The 24,531-nt window shown below is 59.2% G+C and carries 22 protein-coding genes; 10 read left to right on the forward strand and 12 right to left on the reverse strand.

Going from position 1 to position 24,531, the window contains the following annotated elements; all coding sequences use genetic code 11:
• Positions 1 to 322: 322 nt before the first annotated feature.
• The 6 genes from DRET_RS07790 to DRET_RS07815 form a co-directional block, all read right to left on the reverse strand.
• Complete coding sequence (locus DRET_RS07790; RefSeq protein WP_015751994.1) at positions 323 to 1,318, reverse strand: TolC family protein; 996 nt, start codon at positions 1,316 to 1,318, stop codon at positions 323 to 325.
• Positions 1,319 to 1,381: 63 nt separating this feature from the next.
• Entirely contained in the window at positions 1,382 to 2,401 is a 1,020-nt protein-coding gene (locus tag DRET_RS07795) for a tetratricopeptide repeat protein (RefSeq protein WP_015751995.1), read from the reverse strand.
• 92 nt (positions 2,402 to 2,493) lie between these two features.
• Positions 2,494 to 3,324: a hypothetical protein gene (locus tag DRET_RS07800; protein WP_015751996.1), complete on the reverse strand. Its 831-nt coding sequence runs from the start codon at positions 3,322 to 3,324 to the stop codon at positions 2,494 to 2,496.
• Positions 3,314 to 3,943: an early set domain-containing protein gene (locus tag DRET_RS13025; protein ID WP_015751997.1), complete on the reverse strand. Its 630-nt coding sequence runs from the start codon at positions 3,941 to 3,943 to the stop codon at positions 3,314 to 3,316. The genes DRET_RS07800 and DRET_RS13025 overlap by 11 nt, the downstream gene beginning before the upstream one ends.
• Positions 3,940 to 4,497, reverse strand: coding sequence for an RNA polymerase sigma factor (locus DRET_RS07810; RefSeq protein ID WP_015751998.1), 558 nt, complete (start codon positions 4,495 to 4,497; stop codon positions 3,940 to 3,942). Before DRET_RS07810 ends, DRET_RS13025 begins: the two co-directional genes overlap by 4 nt.
• Before the next feature lie 988 nt (positions 4,498 to 5,485).
• Positions 5,486 to 6,904 carry a UTP--glucose-1-phosphate uridylyltransferase gene (locus DRET_RS07815; protein ID WP_015752000.1) on the reverse strand — a complete coding sequence of 473 codons (1,419 nt, stop codon included), beginning with the start codon at positions 6,902 to 6,904 and terminating at the stop codon, positions 5,486 to 5,488.
• 384 nt (positions 6,905 to 7,288) lie between these two features.
• Between DRET_RS07815 and galE the strand changes: the two genes are divergently transcribed.
• The 3 genes from galE to DRET_RS07830 all read left to right on the forward strand — a co-directional run bounded on the left by galE (position 7,289) and on the right by DRET_RS07830 (position 10,913).
• The gene (gene galE / locus DRET_RS07820) at positions 7,289 to 8,275 is read left to right on the forward strand and encodes a UDP-glucose 4-epimerase GalE (protein WP_015752001.1); all 987 of its coding nucleotides are present in this window, start codon (positions 7,289 to 7,291) and stop codon (positions 8,273 to 8,275) included.
• Between the two features lie 331 nt (positions 8,276 to 8,606).
• Positions 8,607 to 9,098, forward strand: a complete 492-nt coding sequence (locus DRET_RS07825; RefSeq protein WP_015752002.1) for a hypothetical protein — start codon at positions 8,607 to 8,609, stop codon at positions 9,096 to 9,098.
• 750 nt (positions 9,099 to 9,848) lie between these two features.
• Entirely contained in the window at positions 9,849 to 10,913 is a 1,065-nt protein-coding gene (locus DRET_RS07830) for an IS110 family RNA-guided transposase (RefSeq protein ID WP_015751989.1), read from the forward strand.
• A gap of 609 nt (positions 10,914 to 11,522) precedes the next feature.
• Here the strand turns inward: DRET_RS07830 and DRET_RS07835 are convergent.
• The gene (locus tag DRET_RS07835; RefSeq protein ID WP_015752003.1) at positions 11,523 to 12,638 is read right to left on the reverse strand and encodes a hypothetical protein; all 1,116 of its coding nucleotides are present in this window, start codon (positions 12,636 to 12,638) and stop codon (positions 11,523 to 11,525) included.
• Positions 12,639 to 12,973: 335 nt separating this feature from the next.
• Here DRET_RS07835 and gcvH point away from each other — a divergent pair, with 335 nt between their 5' ends.
• From gcvH to trhA, 7 genes are all read left to right on the forward strand, one after another.
• Positions 12,974 to 13,351 carry a glycine cleavage system protein GcvH gene (gene gcvH / locus DRET_RS07840; protein WP_015752004.1) on the forward strand — a complete coding sequence of 126 codons (378 nt, stop codon included), beginning with the start codon at positions 12,974 to 12,976 and terminating at the stop codon, positions 13,349 to 13,351.
• Between the two features lie 48 nt (positions 13,352 to 13,399).
• Positions 13,400 to 14,731 carry an aminomethyl-transferring glycine dehydrogenase subunit GcvPA gene (gcvPA, locus tag DRET_RS07845; RefSeq protein ID WP_015752005.1) on the forward strand — a complete coding sequence of 444 codons (1,332 nt, stop codon included), beginning with the start codon at positions 13,400 to 13,402 and terminating at the stop codon, positions 14,729 to 14,731.
• The gene (gcvPB, locus tag DRET_RS07850) at positions 14,728 to 16,194 is read left to right on the forward strand and encodes an aminomethyl-transferring glycine dehydrogenase subunit GcvPB (protein ID WP_015752006.1); all 1,467 of its coding nucleotides are present in this window, start codon (positions 14,728 to 14,730) and stop codon (positions 16,192 to 16,194) included. The genes gcvPA and gcvPB overlap by 4 nt, the downstream gene beginning before the upstream one ends.
• Positions 16,181 to 17,551, forward strand: a complete 1,371-nt coding sequence (locus tag DRET_RS07855) for a dihydrolipoyl dehydrogenase family protein (RefSeq protein WP_015752007.1) — start codon at positions 16,181 to 16,183, stop codon at positions 17,549 to 17,551. Before gcvPB ends, DRET_RS07855 begins: the two co-directional genes overlap by 14 nt.
• 125 nt (positions 17,552 to 17,676) lie before the next feature.
• A complete protein-coding gene (locus DRET_RS07860; protein ID WP_015752008.1) occupies positions 17,677 to 18,330 on the forward strand; it encodes a Maf family protein in 654 nt (217 codons plus the stop codon).
• Positions 18,331 to 18,414: 84 nt separating this feature from the next.
• Positions 18,415 to 18,912: a phosphatidylglycerophosphatase A family protein gene (locus tag DRET_RS07865; protein ID WP_244147906.1), complete on the forward strand. Its 498-nt coding sequence runs from the start codon at positions 18,415 to 18,417 to the stop codon at positions 18,910 to 18,912.
• A 63-nt stretch (positions 18,913 to 18,975) separates the two neighbouring features.
• Positions 18,976 to 19,632, forward strand: a complete 657-nt coding sequence (trhA, locus tag DRET_RS07870) for a PAQR family membrane homeostasis protein TrhA (RefSeq protein WP_015752010.1) — start codon at positions 18,976 to 18,978, stop codon at positions 19,630 to 19,632.
• A 564-nt stretch (positions 19,633 to 20,196) separates the two neighbouring features.
• Here the strand turns inward: trhA and pal are convergent.
• The 5 genes from pal to DRET_RS07895 all read right to left on the reverse strand — a co-directional run bounded on the left by pal (position 20,197) and on the right by DRET_RS07895 (position 24,519).
• Positions 20,197 to 20,796 carry a peptidoglycan-associated lipoprotein Pal gene (gene pal / locus DRET_RS07875; RefSeq protein ID WP_015752011.1) on the reverse strand — a complete coding sequence of 200 codons (600 nt, stop codon included), beginning with the start codon at positions 20,794 to 20,796 and terminating at the stop codon, positions 20,197 to 20,199.
• A 391-nt stretch (positions 20,797 to 21,187) separates the two neighbouring features.
• Positions 21,188 to 22,501 carry a PD40 domain-containing protein gene (locus DRET_RS07880; protein WP_015752012.1) on the reverse strand — a complete coding sequence of 438 codons (1,314 nt, stop codon included), beginning with the start codon at positions 22,499 to 22,501 and terminating at the stop codon, positions 21,188 to 21,190.
• 6 nt (positions 22,502 to 22,507) lie between these two features.
• Positions 22,508 to 23,338, reverse strand: coding sequence for a TonB family protein (locus tag DRET_RS14015; protein WP_015752013.1), 831 nt, complete (start codon positions 23,336 to 23,338; stop codon positions 22,508 to 22,510).
• A 28-nt stretch (positions 23,339 to 23,366) separates the two neighbouring features.
• The gene (gene tolR, locus DRET_RS07890) at positions 23,367 to 23,783 is read right to left on the reverse strand and encodes a protein TolR (protein WP_015752014.1); all 417 of its coding nucleotides are present in this window, start codon (positions 23,781 to 23,783) and stop codon (positions 23,367 to 23,369) included.
• 4 nt (positions 23,784 to 23,787) lie between these two features.
• A complete protein-coding gene (locus DRET_RS07895) occupies positions 23,788 to 24,519 on the reverse strand; it encodes a MotA/TolQ/ExbB proton channel family protein (protein WP_015752015.1) in 732 nt (243 codons plus the stop codon).
• Positions 24,520 to 24,531 lie beyond the last annotated feature (12 nt).

Below are 24,531 nucleotides of genomic sequence, written 5' to 3' on the forward strand. Positions count from 1 at the left end.
GGAATTGAGGGATCGAGGGATTGGAGAATTGAAGAACAAAGAGTCCAGATCCACCAGATACGAGCCAGGCAGGCGCCTGGCGGTCCCGGGGACGGAAGACGATATGCGGGAAGACTGTACCTGGGTTGTCCATTGTAGGGGCGTGTGGCGCACGCCCTTCCGACCGCCTCCAAATCGGGATCGCTATCGGGATCGAAATCGTTCTCCCGCACACCGCCTTCAGGCTTCCGTCCTCCGTCCACTGACAGCAATGCCCCAAAAAAGGCGGTGCGCGTGCGCGCACCGCCTGAGCAACGTGTTCCAGATTCAAGAAAAAGAGGGCTTACTTACCGCGGCCGTTTCCATTGCCGTTGCCGCTATTGCCACCGGGACCATTGCCCCGGCCGTTGCCCCCGGCATTGCTGTGCCCCGGGGCATTGCCAGCATTGGACGACATGCCGCCAGATTGGGAGAGCCCTTTCCCGCGGCCATTGGGCCCGGCACTGGACTGCGCACTCTTTTGCTTGGCCTGACCAAGTCCCATTGCCGCGTCAGGCGCGCCTTTGGCATGGCCGGCTTTGACACCCGGTGTGTCCGGGCGCCCCCGGACCATATCCCGTTGGGTACCGCGACCGCGGGCCTGGGCGTGCTGGGCAACATCGCCCTGCTGTTTGGCGTGCCTCCGTCCGAGGTTGCTCGGATGCACACCGAGCTCATGGGCGATCTCGCCCCAGCCCATGCCGTCCTGGCGCATGGCCGCGACCCCTTCCACAGTGGCCACATCAGACAAAGACGATTCCAGTTCGCTCTGAGCCTCAGTATGGGCCGCCTTGGCCTGTGCAAGATCCGTTTTCGCCTGCGCCAATTGCGTTTCTAACTGAGCCACCTCGTCCTCGAGCGCCGCGTATCCATCAGCAGTCTCGTCCGCAGCCTCAAGGTCGGCCTCGGCCTCAGCCAATTGATTCTCCAAGCTCGTTACATCCGATTCAGCCTGGGCCACGGCATCCTCGGTCTCACTCGCCTGGGCCTCGAGTTCAGCGACTTCTTCGGCGTTTTGTTCATAACTCGCTTCGGCCAGGGATTCCGCTTTGTCGACCTGGGCGGGATTTTGCAGGGCCGAGACAGGATCGCTTTCTGTCGTCTCAGCGGTGGTCTCCTCGCCCGTCGCGTCCAAATCGGAAGAGGCTTGCTCTTCAGTGGCCTCAGACTCGAGTGCGTCCTCCGTGGTCGACTGTGTCGCTTCATCCGAGGTTTGAGCCCAGAGCGGGCTCGCACCGAGCACAAGGGCCAACCCCAGGATCCCGAGAAGGGAAATCAGTGTGGACCGTTTACATTGCATGGATATTCTCCTTGGTTTCTCTGTTAGCAACAGAGTGACTGGTACAATATTCGTTGAATGCCATCAGGATACGTCCGGCCCGGCCTCGGTGACAAAATGGACCGACCGCGGTTCTTGGAAACGTTCGCCATCCACTGTGATCGTTTCGGCCTGACCGAACCAGCTCAAGAGGAGTTGTTCGGAATCGGCTCCGCTCGTGCGCTGGACAATCGCCTCCTCAATGGCCTGCGCCCGTTTCCGGGCCAGCGCTGCATCCTCCTGGACATAGACAATCACGTGCAAACGGAGATCAGAACGGCGCTCCAGGTTCGCCCCGATCAGATCCAGTGAGGGCAGACTGGAGGACTTCAATGTGGCTGTGCCCTGTTCGAAACGGATTTTTTCGATGGTCACCTGCCGCTTGCCGAGAATGATGTTGCGATAACTGAAGTCGCCGAACCCGTTCAGACGCCGGGTCGCCTCCAGGGCCCGCCCACCGTCGGGATAGCGGTCCAGATACGCTTTCCAGGCCTGCCGGGCGCTTTGTTCCCGCCCCAGTTGTTCCAGACATTCGGCCGTATAAAAAAGAGCGGAAGGATGGCCGGGCTCTTCATCCAGGACACGCCGATAATGGATCAGGGCCAGAGACCATTGCTCCCGATCCACATAATGGTGGCCGAGATAGACCCGTGCCTGGGTGTGGTCAGGCTCGAGAGCCAGAGCCCGTTCATAGGCCAACCGCTCCTTCTCGAAATCCATCATCGCCCAATGGGCGACACCGAGCCAGAAATGGGCGTCTGCGTATTGCGGTTTGAGTTCCACCGCTTTTTGTAAAGCAGGCAGGGCCTTGCTGGGGTGCTCCTGGGCCAGATAAAGCCGGCCCAGCCAATAGGCGGCCGCACCGTTGTCCGGCTGCTGCTTGAGCCGGTGGGACAAGTCCTCGACCCCCAGGGCGTATTCGTGTTCTTCCAGGTAGCGCTGTCCCTGATACGAGGTCAGGACACTGTCGAATCGAGTTTGCAGATTGGCGCAGCCCGCCAGGAAAATCCATCCGAGGCAGATTGCCACCCCGGCGAGGACCTTTGAACGCGACGCATTGGGCATTCTTTTCCTTCCTCTGTGTAGATTATACGTTGCAAGAGAAAACATGGTCACATCTGTGGAGAAAGACATTTATCCAATCGCTATTCAGGCGCCTATTCCCCGGAGGGGTTCTCCAGTGGCTTCGACTCAGCAGTCGCCTCTCCCTGAAGGTTCCGACCGGTAAAGCCGAGTCGTTTAAGGACCCGGAAGACCCCTTCACCATTCTCCAAGGCTTGCACGGCGGCCCGGCGGATGCGCGGATCCCCGATGTCCTGCTGTCGCAGAAAAACAACCGCCCGGGAGACAAACGCCCAGTCCGGACTCAACGTCTGGCGGCGCAAGCCTGTGGAGATAACCGCCTCCAGGTCCTGGCTGGCAAAATCGATCTGGCGCAGGTAGGCCGTGGCCAGGGCCGCGGTGCCGTACATGGCCAGTGGGGCCTGGGGATACTCACGGACCAGAGCCCGCAATTCATTGCGCTGAACCCCAGCAAACAAGGCCTCGACAAGGTCCTTGAGCGGCGCCTGAGGCAGTTCGCCATCGCCCCCCTCGGCAACGAGCAGAGAATAGGCAAAACGGTAAGCCTGGCGCCTTCTGTCCAGGGCGTGAAACAGAGATTCCGGGCCGACACCTTTGGCCAGCCCCTCCTCGAGCTTGTCGGCTAGTGCGGCCACCGGCAATCCTTCCTGGCAGGCGGAAAACAAGGGGTCCAGAACCCGCCTGGCCTCTGCCGGGGAAAACCGGTCGTCGACCACGACGCGCAAGAGGCGGTTTGCCGTGGATTGCGGCATGCCGCATTGGCGCAGGACCTCGATATCGCAGCGGCTCTGCCAGGACTCGGCGGTAGCCCCTGCCAAGCCGAACGGGCCGAACAGGCAGGCCAAGGTCAGTACTACGGCGACGACGGACCGGGAGGGACCCAAACGCGGCATCCTACAGGACATGCGAGGCACTCCGCTGACTTGCGCCCGTAACCAGAAGAACCGAATTCTTCTCGCCAAAACCGTCCTGGCGATAAAACGGCGAGCCGGGATCCGGGACCCGTTTGGACCCGTTGACGAGAAAAACATATTCGTGTCGTCCCGGCCGAACCCGCATGGACGTCACCCAGGCTTGACGCTTGTGATCATAACGCATGGTGCCGCCTTCCCGGTTCCAATCGTTGAAACTCCCGATCACGGCGACCCGCTCGATCCGATCCCCGTTGTCCGGCAGGACAAAGGTAACCGGCACGCGCTCGGCCACAGCCTGCCCCCCTTCGAGGGGCCCGGCGCCGGGAAGGAGCGGCTGCCCCCAGTAGATCACGCCGCCAAGCAGGACCACCGCTGCCGCGAGTGCTGCTGCAGCCAGGGCTGGACGAATGACCAGCTCGCGCGGCGCCCACACCCAGCGCCAGACCCGGCGCCAGACAGGAAGCGGCTCCTGCTCCACGGCAGCCATGATCTGGTGCGACAGCCCTGAGGGCGCCCTTTCGTCGTCAAGGCTTTGAAAGGCCTCATCCCAAAAGGTTTCCTGCGCCATTGCAGTCGCGTTGTTCGAGGCATGCGCTGTGTTTTTCCTCATGTGTCCTCCATGAGTTTGCGTAATTGGGCCAGACCGCGTTGAACGCGCATTTTCACCCCGCTTGGGCTCAATCCCAGGGCGGTGGCGATCTCATGGGTGGCCCACTGCTCACGATAGCGTAAAATCAGGGCTTCGCGGTATTCCAGAGGCAATTTGGCCAGGGCCGCTTCCAGATGCAGGACATCGAGATGGGCCGCAACCGCGTCGAAACGTGCCGTCTCCCACTCCAGCTCTCCATTGCTGTCCTCGTCCAGGGAACGCGTCGTCTGGCGTTTTTCCCGCCGCAGATGATCCCGGACCTTGTTCATGCCGATGGCGTAGAGCCACGGGAAAAATCGTTTTCGGGTATTGAACGTTTCCAGACGGCGGAAGGCCTGGAGAAACGTCTCCTGGGTCAGGTCCGCAGCCAGGGACGGAGAATGCGTGGCACGCAGGAAAAGGTTGTAGATCGGGGTCTGATACCGATCGACCAACACGGCAAAAGCCCGCCGTTCGCCGGCGAGTACTCGTCGGACGGCTTGTTTTTCCTGCTCCTGCTGCGCGTTGGGTTCCACACTCCCCTTCCTTGTTTGGCCACTGTCATGCTGTTGTATAGGTATATACGTTTTGGGGCGGCATTTGGTCACATGCTTTTTGGGAAGTGTTACGTTTTTAAGTGTTAAATTATTAAGAAGATTGAGGAATTGCAAATTGAGGAATTGGGGAATTGAGGAATTGGGGGATTGGAGAATTGAAGAACGAAGAATTCAGATCCACCAGATACGAGCCAGGCAGGCGCCTGGCGGTCCCGGGGACGGAAGACGATGTGCGGGAAGGCTGTACCTGGGTTGTCCATTGTAGGGGCGTGTGGCGCACGCCCTGCCGGCCGCATCCAAATCGGGCTCGGGATCGAAATCGATTTTTGCGTTATCTGGTATCAGATACCGCTTAGGTTTTACGTTTTAAGTGTTAAGTGATTATGAAAATTGAGGAATTGGGGAATTGAGGGATCGAGGGATTGGAGAATTGAAGAACAAAGAATTCAGATCCATCAGATACGAGCCAGGTAGGTGCCTGGCGGTCCCGGGGGAGGAAAGACAATGTGCGGGAAGGCTGTACCTGGGTTGTCCATTGTAGGGGCGTGTGGCGCACGCCCTTCCGGCCGCATCCAAATCGGGATCGGGATCGAAATCGATTTTTGCGTTATCTGGTATCAGATACCGCTTAGGTTTTACGTTTTAAGTGTTAAGTGATTATGAAAATTGAGGAATTGGGGAATTGAGGGATCGAGGGATTGGAGAATTGAAGAACAAAGAATTCAGATCCATCAGATACGAGCCAGGCAGGCGCCTGGCGGTCCCGGGGACGGAAGACGATGTGCGGGAAGGCTGTACCTGGGTTGTCCATTGTAGGGGCGTGTGGCGCACGCCCTTCCATCCGCCTCCAAATCGGGATCGGGATCGAAATCGGCCTTTCCACCCCGCCCAGACGAAAACATCCCGGGGCGGGCCCCGGGATGTGTGGCAATTTCAAAATACAAAGCGACGGGCGCTTTGCCGGTATTTATGCCCCCCAGACCTGTTTACCCTCCAGGACCGTACCTTCGGGGATAACGACTTGCTCCGTGCCGCGGTTTTCTAAAACGACATCGTCGCGACACACAACATTGGGGCCAAAGGCGAAATCGCCGTGTATGGTCAGGGACGAACAGGCCACCAACGAAGGCGCGCCGTGCTGGAACCGCTCGGTCAACTGCTCGATCTTCTTAAAATACGTCGAATCGAGCTTGATGACGATGGTCCCCAAGCGCCGCTCGGGATTGGGGACGATGCGGCAATCAGGGGTAAAGATATAGCAATCCGACCACACTGCCAGCAGGTCATTCGTCTTTTTGACCGGGATGAATCGATCCCGGTTGACCTGGACGGCCAGGGCTCCCGGAAACGCGGCCACCGCGGCCCCCATCGCCGTCTCGATCTGGAAGACAGGGGTCGAATTCTCGTCTCGGGGATTGACGGTTTTGGGATTGACGATGATCGGGAGTTGGGGAAAACCGTGAGCATCGATAAAATCCCGCAGCTGCTGGAGATCGATCCAGATATTATTGGTATTGAAATATTTGAAGCGCTCGACATCCTGAAAGGCGTCGAGTTCCTCATCCGGACATTGGGCGATTTCCCGCAGGATGAGGCGCCCGTCCTTGTGCCGGGCCAAATGCCCGCCTTTGGTGTCCGCCCCGGTGCGCCGGCAGACCTCGATCATGAACGGAGTGCCACTGTCGGCAAACGCGCCCAGCAAACGGGAATCCACGACCGCGCCGAGATTGTCCGAATTGGAGACAAAGGCGTAGCGGTACCCGTCGCTCAAGAGCTGGTTGAGCAGACCCGAGGTTTCCAGGGCAGCGTAAATGTCGCCGTGGCCGGGAGGGTTCCACTCTAATTCCGGATCCTCGGGATAGGTCGCGGGCTCGAGAGTGTCCTGGCGGATCTTGGGGAATTTGTGCTGCAAAAACGTGAAGACGTCCTGACCGAGGCGGATCCCCTGCTGCTGCAGATAGTCGTTGGTCTCCTGATGCGTGGCAAAGCTGTCCATCAGCGCCAGCGGAATCGAATACTGCAACTGGCCGTCACACCCGTTGCACTGCATGACAATGACGTCGAGAAAATTATTGCCCTGTTTGACTTCCAGTAACGACTTGGCATACGGCATTCCCATACTCGTGCCCAGGCCGCCGTTGAGCTTGATCATGACTGTCTGATCCAGGGTATGACGACCATTTGTTCCCGCTTCAGCAGTAAGATCGTCCTGGTGCAAGAGATCATTGGCTTTATCCAGTGGACGGATCGCGGCCTCTGAGAGTTTGCCGGTGTGTCCCGAAGCCAATTGTTGGTAATACTCCCGAAACAAATCGATCAGTTCGGGACGCAGTCCGGCATTATGCATCTTTGCCGCAAAGGGCTGAAAATTGGCGGTGTCGGACATATGCTCTCCCTATCGGCTGTTTTTATTTACACTTTCGTATGTGGTATCCAAACCGGGGCAGCGTTGCAAGCACAAAAACGTTTTCAACAGGCCCTGCGGAGGAACCTGACCGACGGCACACATGGCCGCCGCGCGTAGCAGATCCAGACCATGAATGCCGGAGCGGGAAGGCAAACGGCCTGATTCGTGGCCCCTCTTGCTTTTTCCGCGCACTTCCAGCTACACATTGGCCGGCGTAGCAGAACCTTGTGCCGCCAGGAAAAACACCCCATCGCGAACCACAAGCACGGCGCGAAGGCCGGGGTGCTGAGCAGGCACACAATCGCTCCGCGCTGCCTTCTGGCCGGGGCGCTCAACACAAATGGTCATTTCCACGGAGTTTGCATGGATACGATCCTTGTCACCGGAGGCGCCGGATACATCGGCTCCCATACCACCCTCGCTCTGCTCGAAAAAGGCTATCGCGTCGTGGTTTACGACAACCTCAGTACCGGCCAGGAAGACGCTGTCCTGCCACCGGCGCGCCTCGTGGTCGGCGATTTGGAGGACACCGAACGCCTGACCCGGCTCATGCAGGAAGAACAATTCAGCGCGGTCATCCATTTTGCGGCCCATATCGTGGTCCCGGAATCAGTCCAGCAGCCGCTGAAATACTATTCCAACAACACGAGCAACACCACCAATCTCATCCGATTGGCCGCGGCCCACAGCATCCCGCATTTTGTCTTCTCCTCCACCGCTGCCGTATACGGGCTGCCCGAGTCCAGCCCGGTCTCTGAACAGACCCAGCTCGACCCCATCAATCCCTATGGCCGGAGCAAACTCATGAGCGAATGGGTCCTGGAGGACACGGCGGCCGCCCAGGATTCACTGCGCCACTGCACCTTGCGCTATTTCAATGTCGCCGGGGCCGATCCCCAAGGCCGCCTGGGGCAATCTACGCCCAACGCCACCCATCTGATCAAAGTCGCCTGTCAGGCGGCCCTGGGCAAGCGCGAGGCCCTGGCCATTTACGGCACGGACTACCCGACCTTCGACGGCACCGGGGTTCGGGACTACATCCACGTCAGCGATCTCGCCGACGTCCATGTCCGGGCCCTGGAATACCTTGAACAGGGCGGTGCCTCGGCAACATTGAACTGCGGATACGGCCACGGGTATTCTGTCCGGCAAATCGCGGACACGGTGCGGGAGGTCAGCGGCGTGGACTTCCCCGTTCACGAAACCCAGCGCCGCGAAGGCGACCCGGCCGAACTCATCGCTGATCCTGGCCGCTTGCAAACCACCTTCGAGTGGCAACCCCGTTACGACGACGTGGCGACCATCGTGCGCACCGCCCTGGACTGGGAGCGCAAATTGGACCATCTCTAACAGGCCGGTGGCCAATCTCCCAATGGCAGCAGAGTTGCAATACGTTCATACTCCTACGGCCGACTCCGCAGGCTACGATTTTGACCTGTGTGTCACCGTGCCTTGGGATCTTGAAACGATTTGCGGTAGACGAAATTTTTCAGCAGTCAGTTCAGCCGGAGACGGAGAAGCCTGAAACAACCTGCTGTCATAGAGGCGATTTCCACCGCTCCAAGCCGCTTTTGCCCCTCAGGACACGTTGTGGGTGCAATCGGAACTCACGCATATCTGCTGACCGGCCTGTGCCCACACACACCACCCCGACGCCGGTCGGCCCGCAAAGGAGGATACCATGCGCTTTGTGCTTTTCAGTTCGATCTTGTGTCTCCTACTCGCTCTGCCCGCCAGCCTGCTGGCACAATCGAACGCCACCCAGGCTCAGCAACCGCCGAAACCGAAAAACGCCACCCGCGTTGCGCCCCGGGAAAAACCCGGTTTCCCCATCCAGGTGGTGCACGAAGACACCGACCACCTTGGCATCGAACTCGCCTACAACATGCGCGACGCCTTCAATCGGTCCAGCCTGTTCAACCTGACCGACGGCAGGAGCAAAAAAATCAAGCTCATCGTCAAAACCAGAGAGGAATTCGCCGACCGGCCGTACATGAGTTCGGTCTACACCCTGATCTGGACCTTTTCCTACGGCGAAGACGTCCTGGCCAACTATCTCGAGACCGAGACCGGCTTCGTGGACTCCCTGTCCGTCGACTCCCTGGCCAAGATCCTCGTGGCCAAAAGCCACGACGTCGCCAGTGAATACGCCTATTTGTTTGAAGAGGATTGAGGGGAAGGAAGAACGTTTTACGTGTTAAGTGTTAAGTTTTAAGTATTAAGAAAGATTGAGGAATTGAGGAATCGAGGAATTGAAGAATTGCAAGACAGAAGACTGAGGACACAAAGACGGTGAACTGAAGGCGTCCGCATCCAAATCGGGGTCGCTATCGGGATCGAAATCGGTCTTTGAGCTATCTGGTATCTGGGACGATGTGCGGGAAGGCTGTACCTGGGTTGTCCATTGTAGGGGCGTGTGGCGCACGCCCTTCCGGCCGCCTCCAAATCGGGGTCGCTATCGGGATCGGTATCAAAATCGATTTTTGAGTTATCTGGTATCAGGTATCTGGTATTTGAGACCGCTCAGGTTTTACGTTTTAAGTGATTAAAAAGATTGGGAAATTGAGGGATTGAGGAATTGAGGGATTGAAGAACGAAGAATCCAGATCCACCAGATACGAGCCAGGCAGGCGCCTGGCGGTCCCGGGGGAGGAAAGACGCTGTGCGGGAAGGCTGTACCTGGTCTGTCCATTGTAGGGGCGTGTGGCGCACGCCCTTCCGGCCGCCTCCAAATCGGGATCGGGATCGAAATCGATTTTTGCGTTATCTGGTATCAGATACCGCTTAGGTTTTACGTTTTAAGTGTTAAGTGATTATGAAAATTGAGGTAGGATGAGAAGGCTGGACCACCTGACGAGCTATAGCTTAGAGCTATGCTCACCAAAACAACGCAGTCATATGCTGCAAACCAGGAGGCCCAGCCATGAAGTGCCATTTAGCAAATCATACCATCGGTGTCGATCTCGGTGACAAGCAGAACGTCGTATGCGTGTTGGACTGGAACGGGGACATTGCCACCACCTTTAAGGTGACCAATACCAAGACTGCGATGCGTAAACGGTTTGCTGCCTACTCAGGAGCCTTTGTTGCCATTGAGGCGGGGACACACTCTGCCTGGATTAGCCGCCTGCTCAAAGAGCTTGGTTGCGCAGTTGTCGTTGGCAACCCTCGCAAACTCCGCTGCATTTGGCAGGAGCCGATCAAAACAGACTTTCGCGACGCTGAGATGTTGGCCCGGGTGGCCAAGATGGATCCCAAACTCTTGCGCCCCATTGAGCACCGAAGCGCAGATGCACAAGCCAGGCTGGCCATACTGCAAGCCCGCGATGCGCTGGTAAAAAGCAGGACCTCTCTTATCAACCACGTTCGAGGGACCGTAAAATGCGCCGGGGAACGCCTGCCGAAATGCAGCGCCGCCAGCTTCCACAAAAAAGCACCGGAGCATATCCCCAGTGAACTCAAAGCAGCCCTGCTGCCGTTGATAGAACAAATTGCCAATTTCACTGAAGGGATAAAAAAATACGAGCACGAAGTGACACACCTCAGCCGCACCCACTACCCTGAGACAGAAGTGTTGCGACAAGTCCCCGGCGTTGGGCCGATCACAGCCTTGGCGTTCGTTTTGACGCTCGAAGATAAGGACCGTTTCACCAAGAGCCGAGATGTAGGGCCATTTCTAGGCTTGGTTCCCAAAAGGGACCAATCCGGGGATACCGACAAGCAGCTACGCATCACGAAATGCGGTAACTCCCAGTTGCGCACCTTGCTGGTCAATGTCGCTCACTACATCCTGGGCCCATTTGGGGCTGATAGTGAGCTGCGACGATTCGGGCAGCGCATTGCCGCGAGAGGGGGCACGATCGCCAAGAAACGGGCTGTGGTAGCTGTGGCGCGCAAACTGGCGGTTTTGCTCCACCGACTGTGGGTGACGGGGGAGGAGTATCACCCATTTTATTGCCACAAGGATTCCACCGTCGAAGCTGCATAACGCTTCACCACGTAGAAATAAATTTTCCAGGGGGCCCAGCAACGGCCTCGTGGTCAACCACCGCTAGCACCAAATAAAGTCTCATTCGGAAGACTGCGGCAAATTCCTAGGCCTCTTTGCTTGCCGGCAAAACCACACAAGGCCGCAATTGAGGTGGCAGCTTCCACCAAGCGAATAGTACTGAGACACCGGATCAAATGGCAACGATCCTCGAAGAGTGCGTATGGAAGTGCGACTTGCTTGGGACTATAGGGCAATACGGTGGTCCGCCACGTCGGACGTTGACATGCCTTCTCATGGAAGGAATTGGGGAATTGAGGGATCGAGGGATTGGAGAATTGAAGCACAAAGAGTCCAGTTCCACCAGATACGAGCCAGACAGGCGCCTCGCGGTCCCGGGGACGGAAGACGCTGTGCGGGAAGGCTGTACCTGGGTTGTCCATTGTAGGGGCGTGTGGCGCACGCCCTTCCGGCCGCCTCCAAATCGGGATCGGGATCAGGATCGAAATCGATTTTTGAGTTATCAGGTATCAGATATCAGGTGAGGCTACCAAAAATTGAGGAATTGCAAGATTGAAGAGCTGAGGAGGCCAGATTCACCCTCTCCAATCATCCCTCTGCGCTGTTGCCTTCAATCTCTTCGCCCTGGCGCTGCAATTCTCCTCCCCGTTGGACCAGATCCCGGCCATAGTCTTGTAGCGCTTCGCCCAAGGTCTGCAAGACCGTGTCCTTGGCAAGCCCTTCAGCCCGGCGCCGATGGAGCCACTGGGCCAAATAGAGCAGATCGGCCTCGCGCATGCTGCTTTCCGGCAAAGCCTGGCGCAGGGAATCGACCAGGGTACGGCGGATAGACTCCCGCTTGGCGATCGCCGCCTTGTAGGCCGCCCCCGCCTGTTCCAATTCCTGACGCAGCTTATCCAGATCAACATCCCCGTTGGACTGGCTGGCTCGCTCGTAACGGACGCTGACCTTGTCCAGAGTAAAATTGGCCTGAAAAACGGCCTGTTCTGCTTGCTGAAAGGACTCCACCTTGGCGAACAGGTCGGGCTGCCGGGAAAAGACACCGGCGACAGCCCCCCACTGCCGGAGCCGGTCCCCGAGTCGCTGCATCAGATCGCCAACCTCACTGCGGTTCAAGGCCCGGGTGACAGGCTCTTCCTGACCCCTGCCAAAGCGTTTTTCCGTCTCCAGCCCGACCTCGACGAGCTGCTGCGCGAAGCGGTCACCGAGAAAATGGCGAGTGGCGGTGATGACCTGGGGCTGGAACAGGGCGCTCAGGACTTCAGTCCGGCCGTTGCGCACCGAGTCACTGCTGTAGGTCACGCCCTGCAGATCGATGCCGTATCGGGTATTCAAGGTCCGAAAGGTCAATTCCAGGGACGGCGTCGAACCGCCGTCAGCCGCTTGGGCCGGGACATACTGCGAAACCACGAACCGGGCGGCGTTTTTCAGAAATCCGGACTCGAGCCGTTCAACAACTGAAGGCGCTTGGGGACCATCCCCTTCTGATGCCGACTGCGAGACCTGCGAGGAGGCGTTTTGAGGACCGGCGGTCGCGTTCATTGCCCCTCGAGTCGCATTATTGATGCGGGCGCGATGCTGGTACCCGGCTCCAGTCGAGGGTGATTGCGGTCCCTGGCCCCGCATCCAGATCCCCACCGCCAGCAGGGCCACTCCCAGCACCCCGATTCCGATCAGTCCCCATTTCTTGCCCAACATGCCCATGCACTTCCCCTCGTCTCACGATTCCGTCCAAACGGCTCTCAATCAAGCTTTTTCCAAAAAAGGAATTTCTCAGCCCTTTTCGGCAATGTTTTCAATAATACCGCTTTTCTACTCCTGATTTTACAAAGGCGTCAAGCCGGCAATCCATTGCCTTTTCGTGGCGTGTTGCGTATTTTTGTGGATTGCAAGACACTGCTTATAGGACTTGTGTTCCTGCCTCCATGAATGGAGTGGTGTCCACACCACCCGAGTTTACGAATGCAGGTCCTGCCAGAGCAGGTGCCATTTTCCAACTTTTCTCTATCCGCGGCCTGGCGTCGCGAGGAGGTTTGACTATGCTCCCTGAAGATCTGTTGTATACGAAATCCCACGAATGGGTCCGTGTCGAGGACGGCCAGGTCACGATGGGCATCACCCACTTTGCCCAGGAACAACTCGGCGACCTGACCTTTGTTGAATTGCCGGCTCCCGGCGATCAGGTTGAAGCCGGTCAGGAAATCGCCACCGTGGAATCAGTCAAGGCCGCAAGTGAGGTCTACGCCCCGGTCAGCGGCGAGATCCTGGCCATTAATGAGGATCTCGAGGACGCCCCGGAAAAGATCAACGCCGACCCCTACGGCGAGGGATGGATGGTGCGCATCAAGACCGACGGCGAGCCGGAAGGTCTGATGGACGCCGAGGCCTACACCCAACACCTGAGCGAACAGGAATAGCGGCCTCCCCGACCCTGCGCCGGGGGAATGATCTGCCAAGGAGTCCGTATGCCCTACGTGCCACACACCCCAGAAGAGCGACAGGCCATGCTGTCGACCATCGGTGTCAATAGCGTGGAGGAACTCTTCGCGCCCATCGACGCCTCCCTTCGGCCTCAGCATTTCGATCTGCCCGAGGGGCTCAGCGAGATGGCGGTCACCCGCCGACTGGAAGAACTTGCCGCGCGCAACTCCATCCATTTGCACCACTTTCTCGGGGCCGGCTTCTACGACCACGCCGTGCCCGCAGCGGTCAACGCCCTGTCCGGACGGGGCGAATTCTACACCGCGTACACGCCGTATCAGCCGGAGGCCTCCCAAGGCATCCTGCAGGCTTTTTTCGAATTCCAGACCGCCATCGCCCGTCTTTTCGAGATGGATTTCGCCAACGCCTCACTCTACGACGGCGGCACAGCGCTGTATGAAGCGGTCATGACTGCGGTTCGGGTCACCAAACGGCGCAAGGTCGTCGTTTCCGAGGCGGTCAACCCCATCTATCGCTCCATGCTCGATTGTTACACCTCAAATCTCAATCTCGAGCTGGTCACGATCCCCCACACCGACGGCAAGACCGACCTGGAGCGACTCACAGCGGCCATCGACGATCAGACCGCAGCAATCATTGTCCAGAACCCGAATTTCTTCGGGGCCATCAATGATTTCACCGAACTGTTCGCCACCGCCCAGAAACACAAAGCCTTGAGCATCCTCTCCACCTATCCCCTGTTGCAATCGGTACTCAAGACGCCGGGGGCCATGGGCGCGGACATCGCCGTGGCCGAGGGACAGAGTCTCGGGCTGCCTCTGGCGTTCGGGGGACCATATCTGGGCGTTTTCGCCTGCCGCAAAAAGCTCGTGCGCCAGATGCCAGGCCGCGTGGTCGGCCGGACCAAAGACGCCGACGGCAAGACCGGCTACACCCTGACCCTGCAGACCCGCGAGCAGCACATCCGGCGCCAGAAAGCGACCTCGAACATCTGTTCCAATCAGGCCCTGTGTGCCTTGCAGGCCATCATCTACATGAGTCTGCTCGGGCCCGAGGGCATGACCCGCACGGCCTCGACCTCTATCGAGCGGGCGCATTACGCAGCCCAGCGCTTTTGCGCCCTGCCCGGGGTGGAAATGGTCAACACAGCGCCGTTTGGCAACGAATTCGCCGTGCGGTTGCCGTGCAAAGCCTACGACCTGATCAACCGCTTGCTGCCCAAAGGCTATGTGCCGGGCTTCCCGCTCGGACGCTACTACGAGAACATGGACGATTGCCTGCTCGTGGCGGTGACAGAAAAAACCGAACCAGCCGATATCGGCATTATGGCAGAAATGGTGGGAGGGGCCCTATGAAGACGCTTTTCGAACAATCCGTACCCGGACGCAAGGGCGTCATGCCGGAGGCGCCGCAGACGTCGGCTGCCGACCACATCCCGGCCGAATTCGTGCGCCAGAGCCCGCCGGCCCTGCCGGAGCTCGGGGAACTCGATGTGGTCCGCCACTTCACCCGGCTTTCGCGGCAGAATTTCGGGGTCGATTCCAATTTCTACCCCCTGGGCTCCTGCACCATGAAATACAACCCGAAATTCCTCGAGGATATCGCCTCGCTCCCCGGATTCACCCGCTTGCATCCGCTGATCCCGCAGTTGCAGGGCGGCGGCCAGCTGACCCAGGGCGCTTTAGAGGTCATCTACCACCTCGAGTCCCTGCTGCAGGAAATCACCGGCATGGCCGGCTATACCTTGCAGCCCCTGGCCGGTGCGCACGGCGAGCTGACCGGTGCGATGCTTATCGCCGCCTACCACAAGGATAAAGGCAACCGGAAGACCAAAGTCCTGGTCCCGGATTCGGCCCACGGCACGAATCCGGCCTCGGCGGCCATCGCCGGGTACGATGTGGTCAACGTCCCCTCCAAGGACGGCATCATCGATCCGGAGGTCCTTCAGGAATATGTCGACGATGAGGTCGCCGCCCTGATGATGACCTGTCCCAACACCTTGGGACTCTTTGAATCCCACTTGCCCCGGATTGTGGAAATGATCCACGGCGTGGACGGCCTGCTCTACTACGACGGCGCCAATTTAAACGCCATCATGGGCAAGCTCCGTGTCGGCGACGCCGGTTTCGACGTCGTGCACCTCAATCTGCACAAGACCTTTGGCACGCCCCACGGCAGCGGCGGTCCCGGATCCGGTCCGGTCGGAGTCAGCGAAAAACTGCTCGACTTTCTGCCCATCTCCCGGGTGGTCAAGCTCGAAGACGGACAATACTGCCTCGATTACGACTATCCGAAATCCATCGGCTACATCGCGCCGTTTTACGGCAACTTCGCCGTCATGCTCAAAGCCTACGCCTATATCCTGCGCCTGGGGCGCCAGGGACTCGTCCGCGCCAGCGAGAACGCCGTTCTGGCCGCCAATTACCTGCGCAAACGGCTGGAAGACCATCTGGAGATCCCCTACAACCGGATCTGCATGCACGAATTTGTCATCTCCGCCGCCCAGCAGGCTGAGCAGGGGGTCCGGGCCATTGATATCGCCAAGGCCCTGCTGGACAAGGGCCACTACGCCCCCACGGTCTATTTCCCGTTGATCGTCAAGGAATGCCTGATGGTCGAACCCACGGAAACGGAGAGCAAAGCCACCCTGGACCAATTCGTCGAGGATCTGATCGATATCGTCCAACGTGCCGCCGGGGAGCCGGAGTCAGTGACCCATGCCCCGCAGAATCTGCCTGTGAAACGCCTGGACGAAGTCCTCGCGGCGCGGGCAATGGACCTTGTCCACACGGAGTCAAGTGCTGATGCTGCAAAGTGATCTGTGTATCGTCGGTGGTGGCCCGGCCGGGTGCAAAGCCGCCCTGGACGCGGCCGCGGCCGGGCTGAAAACGGTCCTGGTCGAGCGGGAGCACCTTGGCGGCACCTGCCTCAATTGGGGGTGCATTCCGACCAAGCTCCTGCTCGGCGCAGTGGCCCCCAAAACCGAGGCCGACCATTTGCGCCGGCTGCGGTTGGTCTCCGGCAACGTGGAGGTCGATCCGGCCGCGTTGCGCAAACGGATCCAGAGCGTGCTCACGGCTTCGCGCAAGGCCATGCGCGACCGGCTCGCCGCTGCCGGCGTCCAATTGATCATGGGCCAGGCCCGGTTCACCAGCCCGAACAGACTGTGTGTGGAGGGTGAGGACAATGCAACCACAGAAGTCGCCTTCACTACCGCCCTGCTGGCCTGTGGCACGAGTCCGCAGCACATTCCCGGGCTCAAACCAGACGGCGAAACGATTCTCGACTCCAACCAGATTCTCGACACCCTCCCCCAACCCGCCAGTCTGGCGGTGATCGGGGCCGGTGCCATCGGCCTGGAAATGGCCGAATACTTCCACGCATCGGGAAGCCGCATTGCGCTTATCGAGATGCAGGACCGACTGGCGCCGTTGGAGGATCCGGACGTGAGCCGCCAAGTGCTGCGGGCGGCCAAAAAACGCAAATGGGAGATCCATACCGGCTGCCGGGTCGAACGGGCGGAGCAAACCGCGGACAGCGTCACGCTCCATCTCGATTCCGGGACCGCTGTCCAGGCAGAGATGGTCCTCGTCGCCGCCGGACGGCAGCCCAACAGCGCAGGACTTGGTCTGGAGCACACCGGAGCAGAAATCGAGGGACACGGCTGGGTGACTGTGGACGGCTATCTCAAGGCCGCGCCGAATGTCTATGCCGTCGGCGACATCAATGGCCGCACCCTGCTCGCCCACGCGGCCGAAGACCAGGCGGCCTACGCCGTGCGCCACCTGACCGCAACGACCGCCTCCCCCTACGCCGAGATGCCGCCGCCCAGTTGCGTTTACGCCGATCCGGAAATCATGCGTGTCGGCTGGAGCGTCGCCGATCTCCAGGCTCAGGGAAAACCGGTCCAGACCGCCCAGGTACCCCTGGCCGCCAACCCCATCGCCCAGGCCCACGGGCAGACACAAGGATTGATCAAGACCATCTGGTCCGGCGACCGTCTCCAGGGTATTACCGCAGTGGGCTGCCGCGTCTCCCACCTGGTGACCGCTGCTGAGATCATGGTCTGTCAGGGGTGGACGAAAGAAGATATTCCGGGTTATATTTTTGCCCACCCGACACTGGACGAATCCCTGCGTGACGCGGTTCTGGCAGAGCGGGCTGACGTAAGCTGATCCGCCTCCCAAAAGCCGGCCTACGCGCCGGGAAGGCTCTGGTATCGGAGTCCGAAAATGTCGTTCCCAGCGGGGGCGGTTCCGTCCCCCGCCATTGTGCTCGTCAACAGGAGAGAATACCCCGTATGGACGAAGACGCGCCCCCGCGAGGTCCCTTCCGCACCAAACGCCCACTGGTCCTGGCCTCGGCTTCACCGAGGCGACAGCACCTTTTGACCCAATTGGGCATCTATTTCTATATCCTCCCTTGTTCTCAGCCAGAGCCACCGCCAGAGCCGGATGAGCTTCCGGCCGATTATGTCCTGCGCTCCGCCCTGTTCAAGGCCCGGGAAGTGGCCAAACAGCGCCCAGATCGGCCTGTGCTCGGCGCGGACACCGCGGTCATCCTCGGCGACGATATCCTCGGCAAACCCCGCAACGCCCAGGAGGCTTTGGCCACCTTGCAACGCCTCAGCGGCACTGACCACGAGGTGGTCACCGGCTGTGCCCTGATCGACCCGGATGCCCGCGAAACCCACACCTTCACCGCCCATTCCACAGTGCATATGGGCGTCCATTCGTTGGACGTCCTCCAGGCCTATGTGGCCAGCGGCGAACCCTTGGACAAGGCCGGCAGCTACGCCATCCAAGGTGTCGGCAGTTTCCTGGTGGAATCCGTCAGCGGCTCCTACACCAATGTCGTCGGCTTGCCGCTGCACGCCCTGACCAAACTCCTTCAGCGCACCGGCGTCATCACCCCGGTGGAGATCCCCTGTTCAGCCGAACCGGTGGAATTGTAAACCGGCTCCCACGGGGAAACCGGCCGGTCGTTTCCCAAGAGAACCCTTGGTTGCACCATTTTCAAACCGGAAGAAGACACTGCAATGGATACGCACGACATGCCCCTCACCGCCCCGGAAAACCTGAGCCAGCGCCTGGCCCTCGCCGTGTCCACCCTCGGCCCCATCGGCCACCTTCCCAAGGCCCCAGGCACCTGGGGCGCTCTGGCCGCGACACTGGCCGCTCCAATCGTCTTCCTGCCTCTGTCGCTGCCTCTGCGGCTCCTGGTCCTGGTAGCCATCTTCCACCTCGGGAGCATGGCCGCCGGAAGCGCCGAAAAAAGCCTCGGCCGCAAGGATCCGGGTCAGGTCATTATCGACGAGTTGTTGGGGCAATGGGCGGTATTGCTGCCGTTCACGCTGTTGCCCTGGTGGCAGTTGCTGATCGGGTTTGCCCTCTTTCGCTTTTTTGATATCGTCAAGCCGTGGCCGGTTCGGGCCTCTGAGACTTGGCTCGCCCAGGGCTACGGTGTCATGCTCGATGACCTCTTCGCTGGACTTTACGGGGCCCTCGGCCTGGCCGTGGTCCGCTTCCTGGTCTAACGCGGGTGAAAAGCTGCCCCTGCAAGAACCCGGCACGGTCCTCGGAGATACAAGGAGGCTGGAATGCGTGACGGATATATTGATCCCCACTGCCAATACAGCCGTGGCGAGGAAATCGCCAACTCGTTGACCCACGGCCTCGGTATTGCGGCGAGTTGTGTCGGACTCATCGTCCTCGTGGTCAGCGCCAGTTACTCTGGAGACCCCAACCGTATCATCGGCGTCACTATCTTTGGCGCCTCGCTCATCCTGCTCTACCTCGCCTCGACACTCTACCATTGCCTGCCCTCTCCCCGAGCCAAACAGGTCCTGCGAAAACTCGACCACGCTGCGATATACATTCTCATCGCCGGGACCTACACTCCGTTCATGCTCGTGGTCGTCGACGGCCCTCTATCCTGGACAATCCTAAGCATTATCTGGACCTTGGCCCTGGTCGGCGTGGTCTTCAAATGCTGCTGGACCGGGCGACTGCGACGTCTCTCCCTGGCCGTGTACATCGGCATGGGCTGGCTGTGCGTGCTCGCCTTTAGCGAACTGCTGCGCAACACCCCCACCAGCGGCTTTATCTTTCTCGTGCTCGGCGGGCTCTTTTACACCGGCGGGACGATCTTCTACGGCTGGAAACGACTCCGCTTCAACCACGCTATCTGGCACCTTTTCGTTCTCACCGGAAGCGTCATGCATTTTCTCTCCGTGTACCAGAGTGTGCTGCGGTAGGAAGATACAATTGGGCTCTTCGTCACAGAGCATGAAATTTCAGACGCAAAAGTTTGCCGTCTCTTCTGTGTGCTTCGAGCGAAAGGCCCGCACATTTTCTTGGTCCCGCCAAAAGGGGGAAACCGGACCGTGAACTGAATGCTCCCAGGCTGATTCCGATGCAACAAGGGCCATCTTCGACACCTGGAGTTCTGCTTTACTTGAGAGTCCGGAGGGGGCAAGGACCCCCCTTTGGCGGGATTGAGAAAATACTGGGCCGAAAGTGGGCACACAGAAGAGACGGCAAACTCCAAAAATCCACAGGATCCGTCTGAGGGATTGAAGAATTCAGGAATTGGGGATTGTTGCAATCCAAGAACTGAAGCAGTACAGCGCGCTACGATACAGGACAGAGGATCACCACTTCTTAGCCCAGCACCAGCTGCACGGATCTTCCTCCGCCACTTTTCTGTGCTCTCTGTGCCCTCTGTGGTTCCATCATCCGTCTCCCACCCCCATAAAAAAACGCCCCTGTCTCTCTTTGAGACAGGGGCGACATCCATTTCCGGACCGTGCGACCGGTCTTTATTCGTAAATCTTGAATTCGCAGCGGCGGTTTTTCGCCCAGGCGGCTTCGTTGCTGCCTTCTACGGCCGGGCGTTCTTCGCCATAGCTCACGATCTGCAGCCGATTGGCATCGATGCCGAGCAGGATCAAAAATTCATAGGCCGCGCGGGCGCGCCGTTCGCCAAGGGCCAGGTTGTATTCCTGGGTACCGCGCTCGTCGCAATGGCCTTCGATAATCATTTTGTAGCCGGGATTGTCGTCCAGAAGGGCAGCCTTGTCCTGAAGCACGTCGCGGGCGTCGGGCTTGAGTTCAAAGGAGTCGAAATCAAAATAGATTTCCTCACGCAGATTCGACAAGGCCTTCTCCTCTTCAGCCGCGCCGGAAGATTCCTTGGCCTCCCACTCATCCACGTCCTTGGGTTCCTCAGACACGCTGGTCTCCATGTCCATCCCGTCCTGACCGGTGCCGTCAGGCCCCATGTCCTGGCTGTCCTGCATGGTCGTTTCGGTACCGCCCATCTCACCGGCTTGGGTGTCGAGTTGTTTTTTGGCGCAACCTGCGCTCAACAGCAGCGCGACCGTAAAAACAAGCACTCCCCACATCATCCGTTTGTCCATCTTGTCCTCCTTTGCAAACCTACCTTCGCAGACACGGTTATGCCTGTCCGATTGGTCAGGTCCAGTAATAGATTCTGCCCCAGTGCCCAACACCCATCCAGGACGCTTTGCTACCAGAGCTCTGGTGCTACCTTCCAAGTTCCCGTTGGCTGGGGTTGCCCCCAAGCGTCTGGAAACGCGTTCCACTTGCCCGTATCCCTGGTCTTGTCCTGCCACCTGATGCAAAAAACATGACACTGACGTGACATTCCTTCCACATCCCAACGACACTGGACCGAAAAACGAACGAAACCAGAGTCCCTGAAGACGATCGCCCACGCTGAGCATTACGCTCGCCCCCCTGGGCGCCTCTGCTTCAGCCGACTCATTGCAGCCGAAGCTGTGGGGCCAGTCAGGGCATGGGCGGGCCCCAGGCAGGAGCAGTCGCGGCGCCGGGACCAGTGGGAATCTGTTTGGGCGTATCCCCGTTGCGGGTGGTCAGATACAGTTTATAGGTCCCGCTACGGTTCGAACTAAAGGCCAGGAAATAGCCGTCCGGCGCCCAAGTCGGATCTTCGTCATTGCCCGGCCCCTTCGTGATCTGGCGGCTGGCACCAGATTCGAGGTCGTGGACGACAATGCGGTGTCCATCGTCGGTGCGCCGCGAATAGGCCACAAAACGGCCGTCCGGACTGATCGTCGGACTCGTGTTGTAGGTCCCCTCGAAACTGACCCGCTCCACCTCACCGCTGTCCATGTCCCGGACAAAGATGTGCGGATTGCCCAGCCGGCTGGAGACAAAGACCATCTTCTCACCCTTTTCGTCAAATTGGGGGGAAATGTCGATACCCCAATGCCGCACCAGGGGCGATTCGATGGTCCAGTCATCGCTCAGGGTGAAGATGTCCGGATTCCCGTAAGGGTCCAGACTGAGAACAACCTGCCCCTGGGGAGAAAAAACCGGACTGATCAAAGTGTTACCAGGCAGGACCATGGCTTTGATCTGGCCGGCGTCCCGGTCCCATAGACCAAGACGGTGGCGGCGCTCATCGAGATAGGTAAAGGCCATGCGCCGGCCGTCCCAGGACCAGGCCGGACTCATGCTCACTCCCTCGAGGCGGGTGATCTGTTTGGGATCCCGTCCCTGCACACCGACGGTCCAGATGTTTTTCGCCGTGCTGTTTTGCCGGACAAAGGCCAGACGCGAGCGGAAGACATCGCCGTTGCCGGCCAGCGTGTCCACGATCTCAGCGCAGAACCGGTCGGCCACGACATCCACCTGCTCCTGATCCATGATTCTGTAGCCCTTGCCGAGCATCAACCGTTGGCTGAAAACATCGAAAAGTCGCAGTTCTACCAAGCCGAGGCCACCCGACTGGGGCTTCCAGCCGATGGACAAGAGCAAATCCACACGGGCCAAGCGAAACCGTTTAAAGTCGATGTCCTTCTTGCGGACTCCCTTGAGGCCGGTACCGCCCAGCACATCACTGCTTTCCGTCTGGGCCAGAAACGGCAAAAACCCGAGATTGTCCAAAATGGTTTGTCGCAAGGCTTCCGCTGGCTGCCCGGGAGCCGGTCCGCTCAGAGCGGCCACGGGTGCGGTGTACATATTGAGTTGCTGCTGACCGGGCCCGTAAATATCGATCTCGATTTGCTGCTGGGCCTGGGCCGGGAAGGCACAGAGGCACAGCAGGCAGGCAATTATGACCAGGTAAATGGAACGCACGTTCGGTTATCCCTTTGCTTGCAAATTGAATGTGATGCTGATCTGCCGCAACTTCTTCCCTGGAGGGGGCGGCAAACTTTCGGTGTCCTCGACGGCCCTGAGCACCGAACGATCAAATCCCTCGTTGCCCGAGGCATCCTGGAGCTGGACCCCGGTGATCGTCCCCTGGGCACTGATGGTCACGACCACACGGGCCCGCAACTGGCGGGAACTGCCGAGGGCGGCATACCGCCACTGGGCCTTGACCCGCTGCTCCACCAACGCGGCGTAAACCTCGACAGCCCCGGCTCTGGCCCCTTCACGAGCAGCGGCGTCCCCGGCCTGCTGTTGCAGAGAAGCCCGCAACGATTCGACTTCCGAGCGCAAGGCCTGCATGGTCTCTTCCCCACTTTCGTCCTCAGCCCGCTGGGCGACGTCGCTCAGGGCGTCCTTAAGCACGCTGTCCGGGGTCGGCTGGGACTGAGCGGCCTTGGGCTTGGGTTTCGGCTGCGCTTTTTCGGCCTTTTTGGGGGCGCTCTTTTTCGGCTGCGGGGCCTTCTTGGCGCTGATCTTCTTGGCCGCGGCAGGTTCTTTTTTCGCAGGAGCAGGAGCGGATTTGGTCTTTTTCGGCTGGGGCGCGGGTGTTTTTTTCGGTTCCGGGGCCGAAGGCGACTCGGCTTTGGGTTCCGGCATCTTCTTGGCCGGCTTGGAGGGGGCCGGGGCCTGGACCAAGTTCACCTCATAGATCTGCTTGTCCAGATCGATCCGCTTCGACGACGGAAAGAAGACCTGGGTCACCCCAAGAAGGACAATGGTGGCGTGCAACACAAGAGAAGCCAGGATACTTATCAAACGCATGGACAAAAGAGGTCCCGTCCGCAACGGATCATGAACGATCCTGTTTTTCGGGTTCGGCCACAACCCCCAGTTTGCTTATCCCGGCTCGTTTCACTGCGGCCATCACCTGGACGACCACCCCATAGGGCACAGCCTTGTCCGCACGCAGGTAGAGCAGCTTTTCCTTCTGCTTGGCCAGCTTTTCCAGATGCGCGTCCAATTCCCCCAAGGGGACTTCGTATTCGTCGATCAGGACGCTGCCGTCCTTCTTGACTGTGAGGATGATTTCCTGACTGTCCTCAGGCAGGGTTTCCACCGTCTGGGTCTGGGGGAGATCGACTTCGACACCCTGGGTCAAAAGCGGTGCAGTAACCATGAATATAATTAATAATACCAGCATCACGTCCACAAAAGGCGTGACATTGATATCGGCTATATACCCTTTTTTATGCGGATTGAATTCCATAAGCTCACAACTCGGTATGTTCAGCGTCAGACGAACGGATATCCCGGCGGCTCAGCCAGGAGACCTCACGCTGGGCCCGGTTGAGAAACGAACCGGCGAAATTGACCATTTCCGCTTCCACCGCATTGAGGACTCCGAGAAAGGAGTTGTAGGCGATGGTCGCTGGAATGGCCACGGCCAGACCGATGGCTGTGGCCACCAGGGCTTCGGATATCCCGGGGGCCACCGCCGCCAGAGCTGCGGTCTGTTCCAGGCCGATGGTCTGAAAGGCGTGCATGATCCCCCAGACCGTCCCGAACAGTCCGATAAACGGAGCCGCATTGCCGCAGGTCGCCAAAAAGGCGAGGTTCTGGGCGTATTGGGTCATCCGCTTGCTCACGCCGCGGCGCAGCACCCGGCGGATATTGTCCGCGGCCACCGCCGCTTTCTGCCGGGACTGGAGAGAAGAGCGCTCCAGGCGGTGCAGTTCGCTGATCGCCTCGTAACCAACCAAATACAGGGCCGAATTCTGGTTGCGCTTGAGTTGCTGCATGGCTGTGGCCAGATCACGGGCGTTGGCGAATTGTTCGGCTTCTTGACGCACTTTCCGTTTGGCCTGGGTCAATTGGAAAATCTTGTACAGAATAATGGCCCAACTGGTAACAGACATGGCTGCCAGCAGGGCCAGGACGAATTGGACCACAATGGTGGCCTCTTGGATCATGCCCCAAAACCCGGAATGTGTCGCGATATCCATACTCCCCTCTAA

The organism is Desulfohalobium retbaense DSM 5692, from assembly GCF_000024325.1.
Classification (GTDB): domain Bacteria; phylum Desulfobacterota; class Desulfovibrionia; order Desulfovibrionales; family Desulfohalobiaceae; genus Desulfohalobium; species Desulfohalobium retbaense.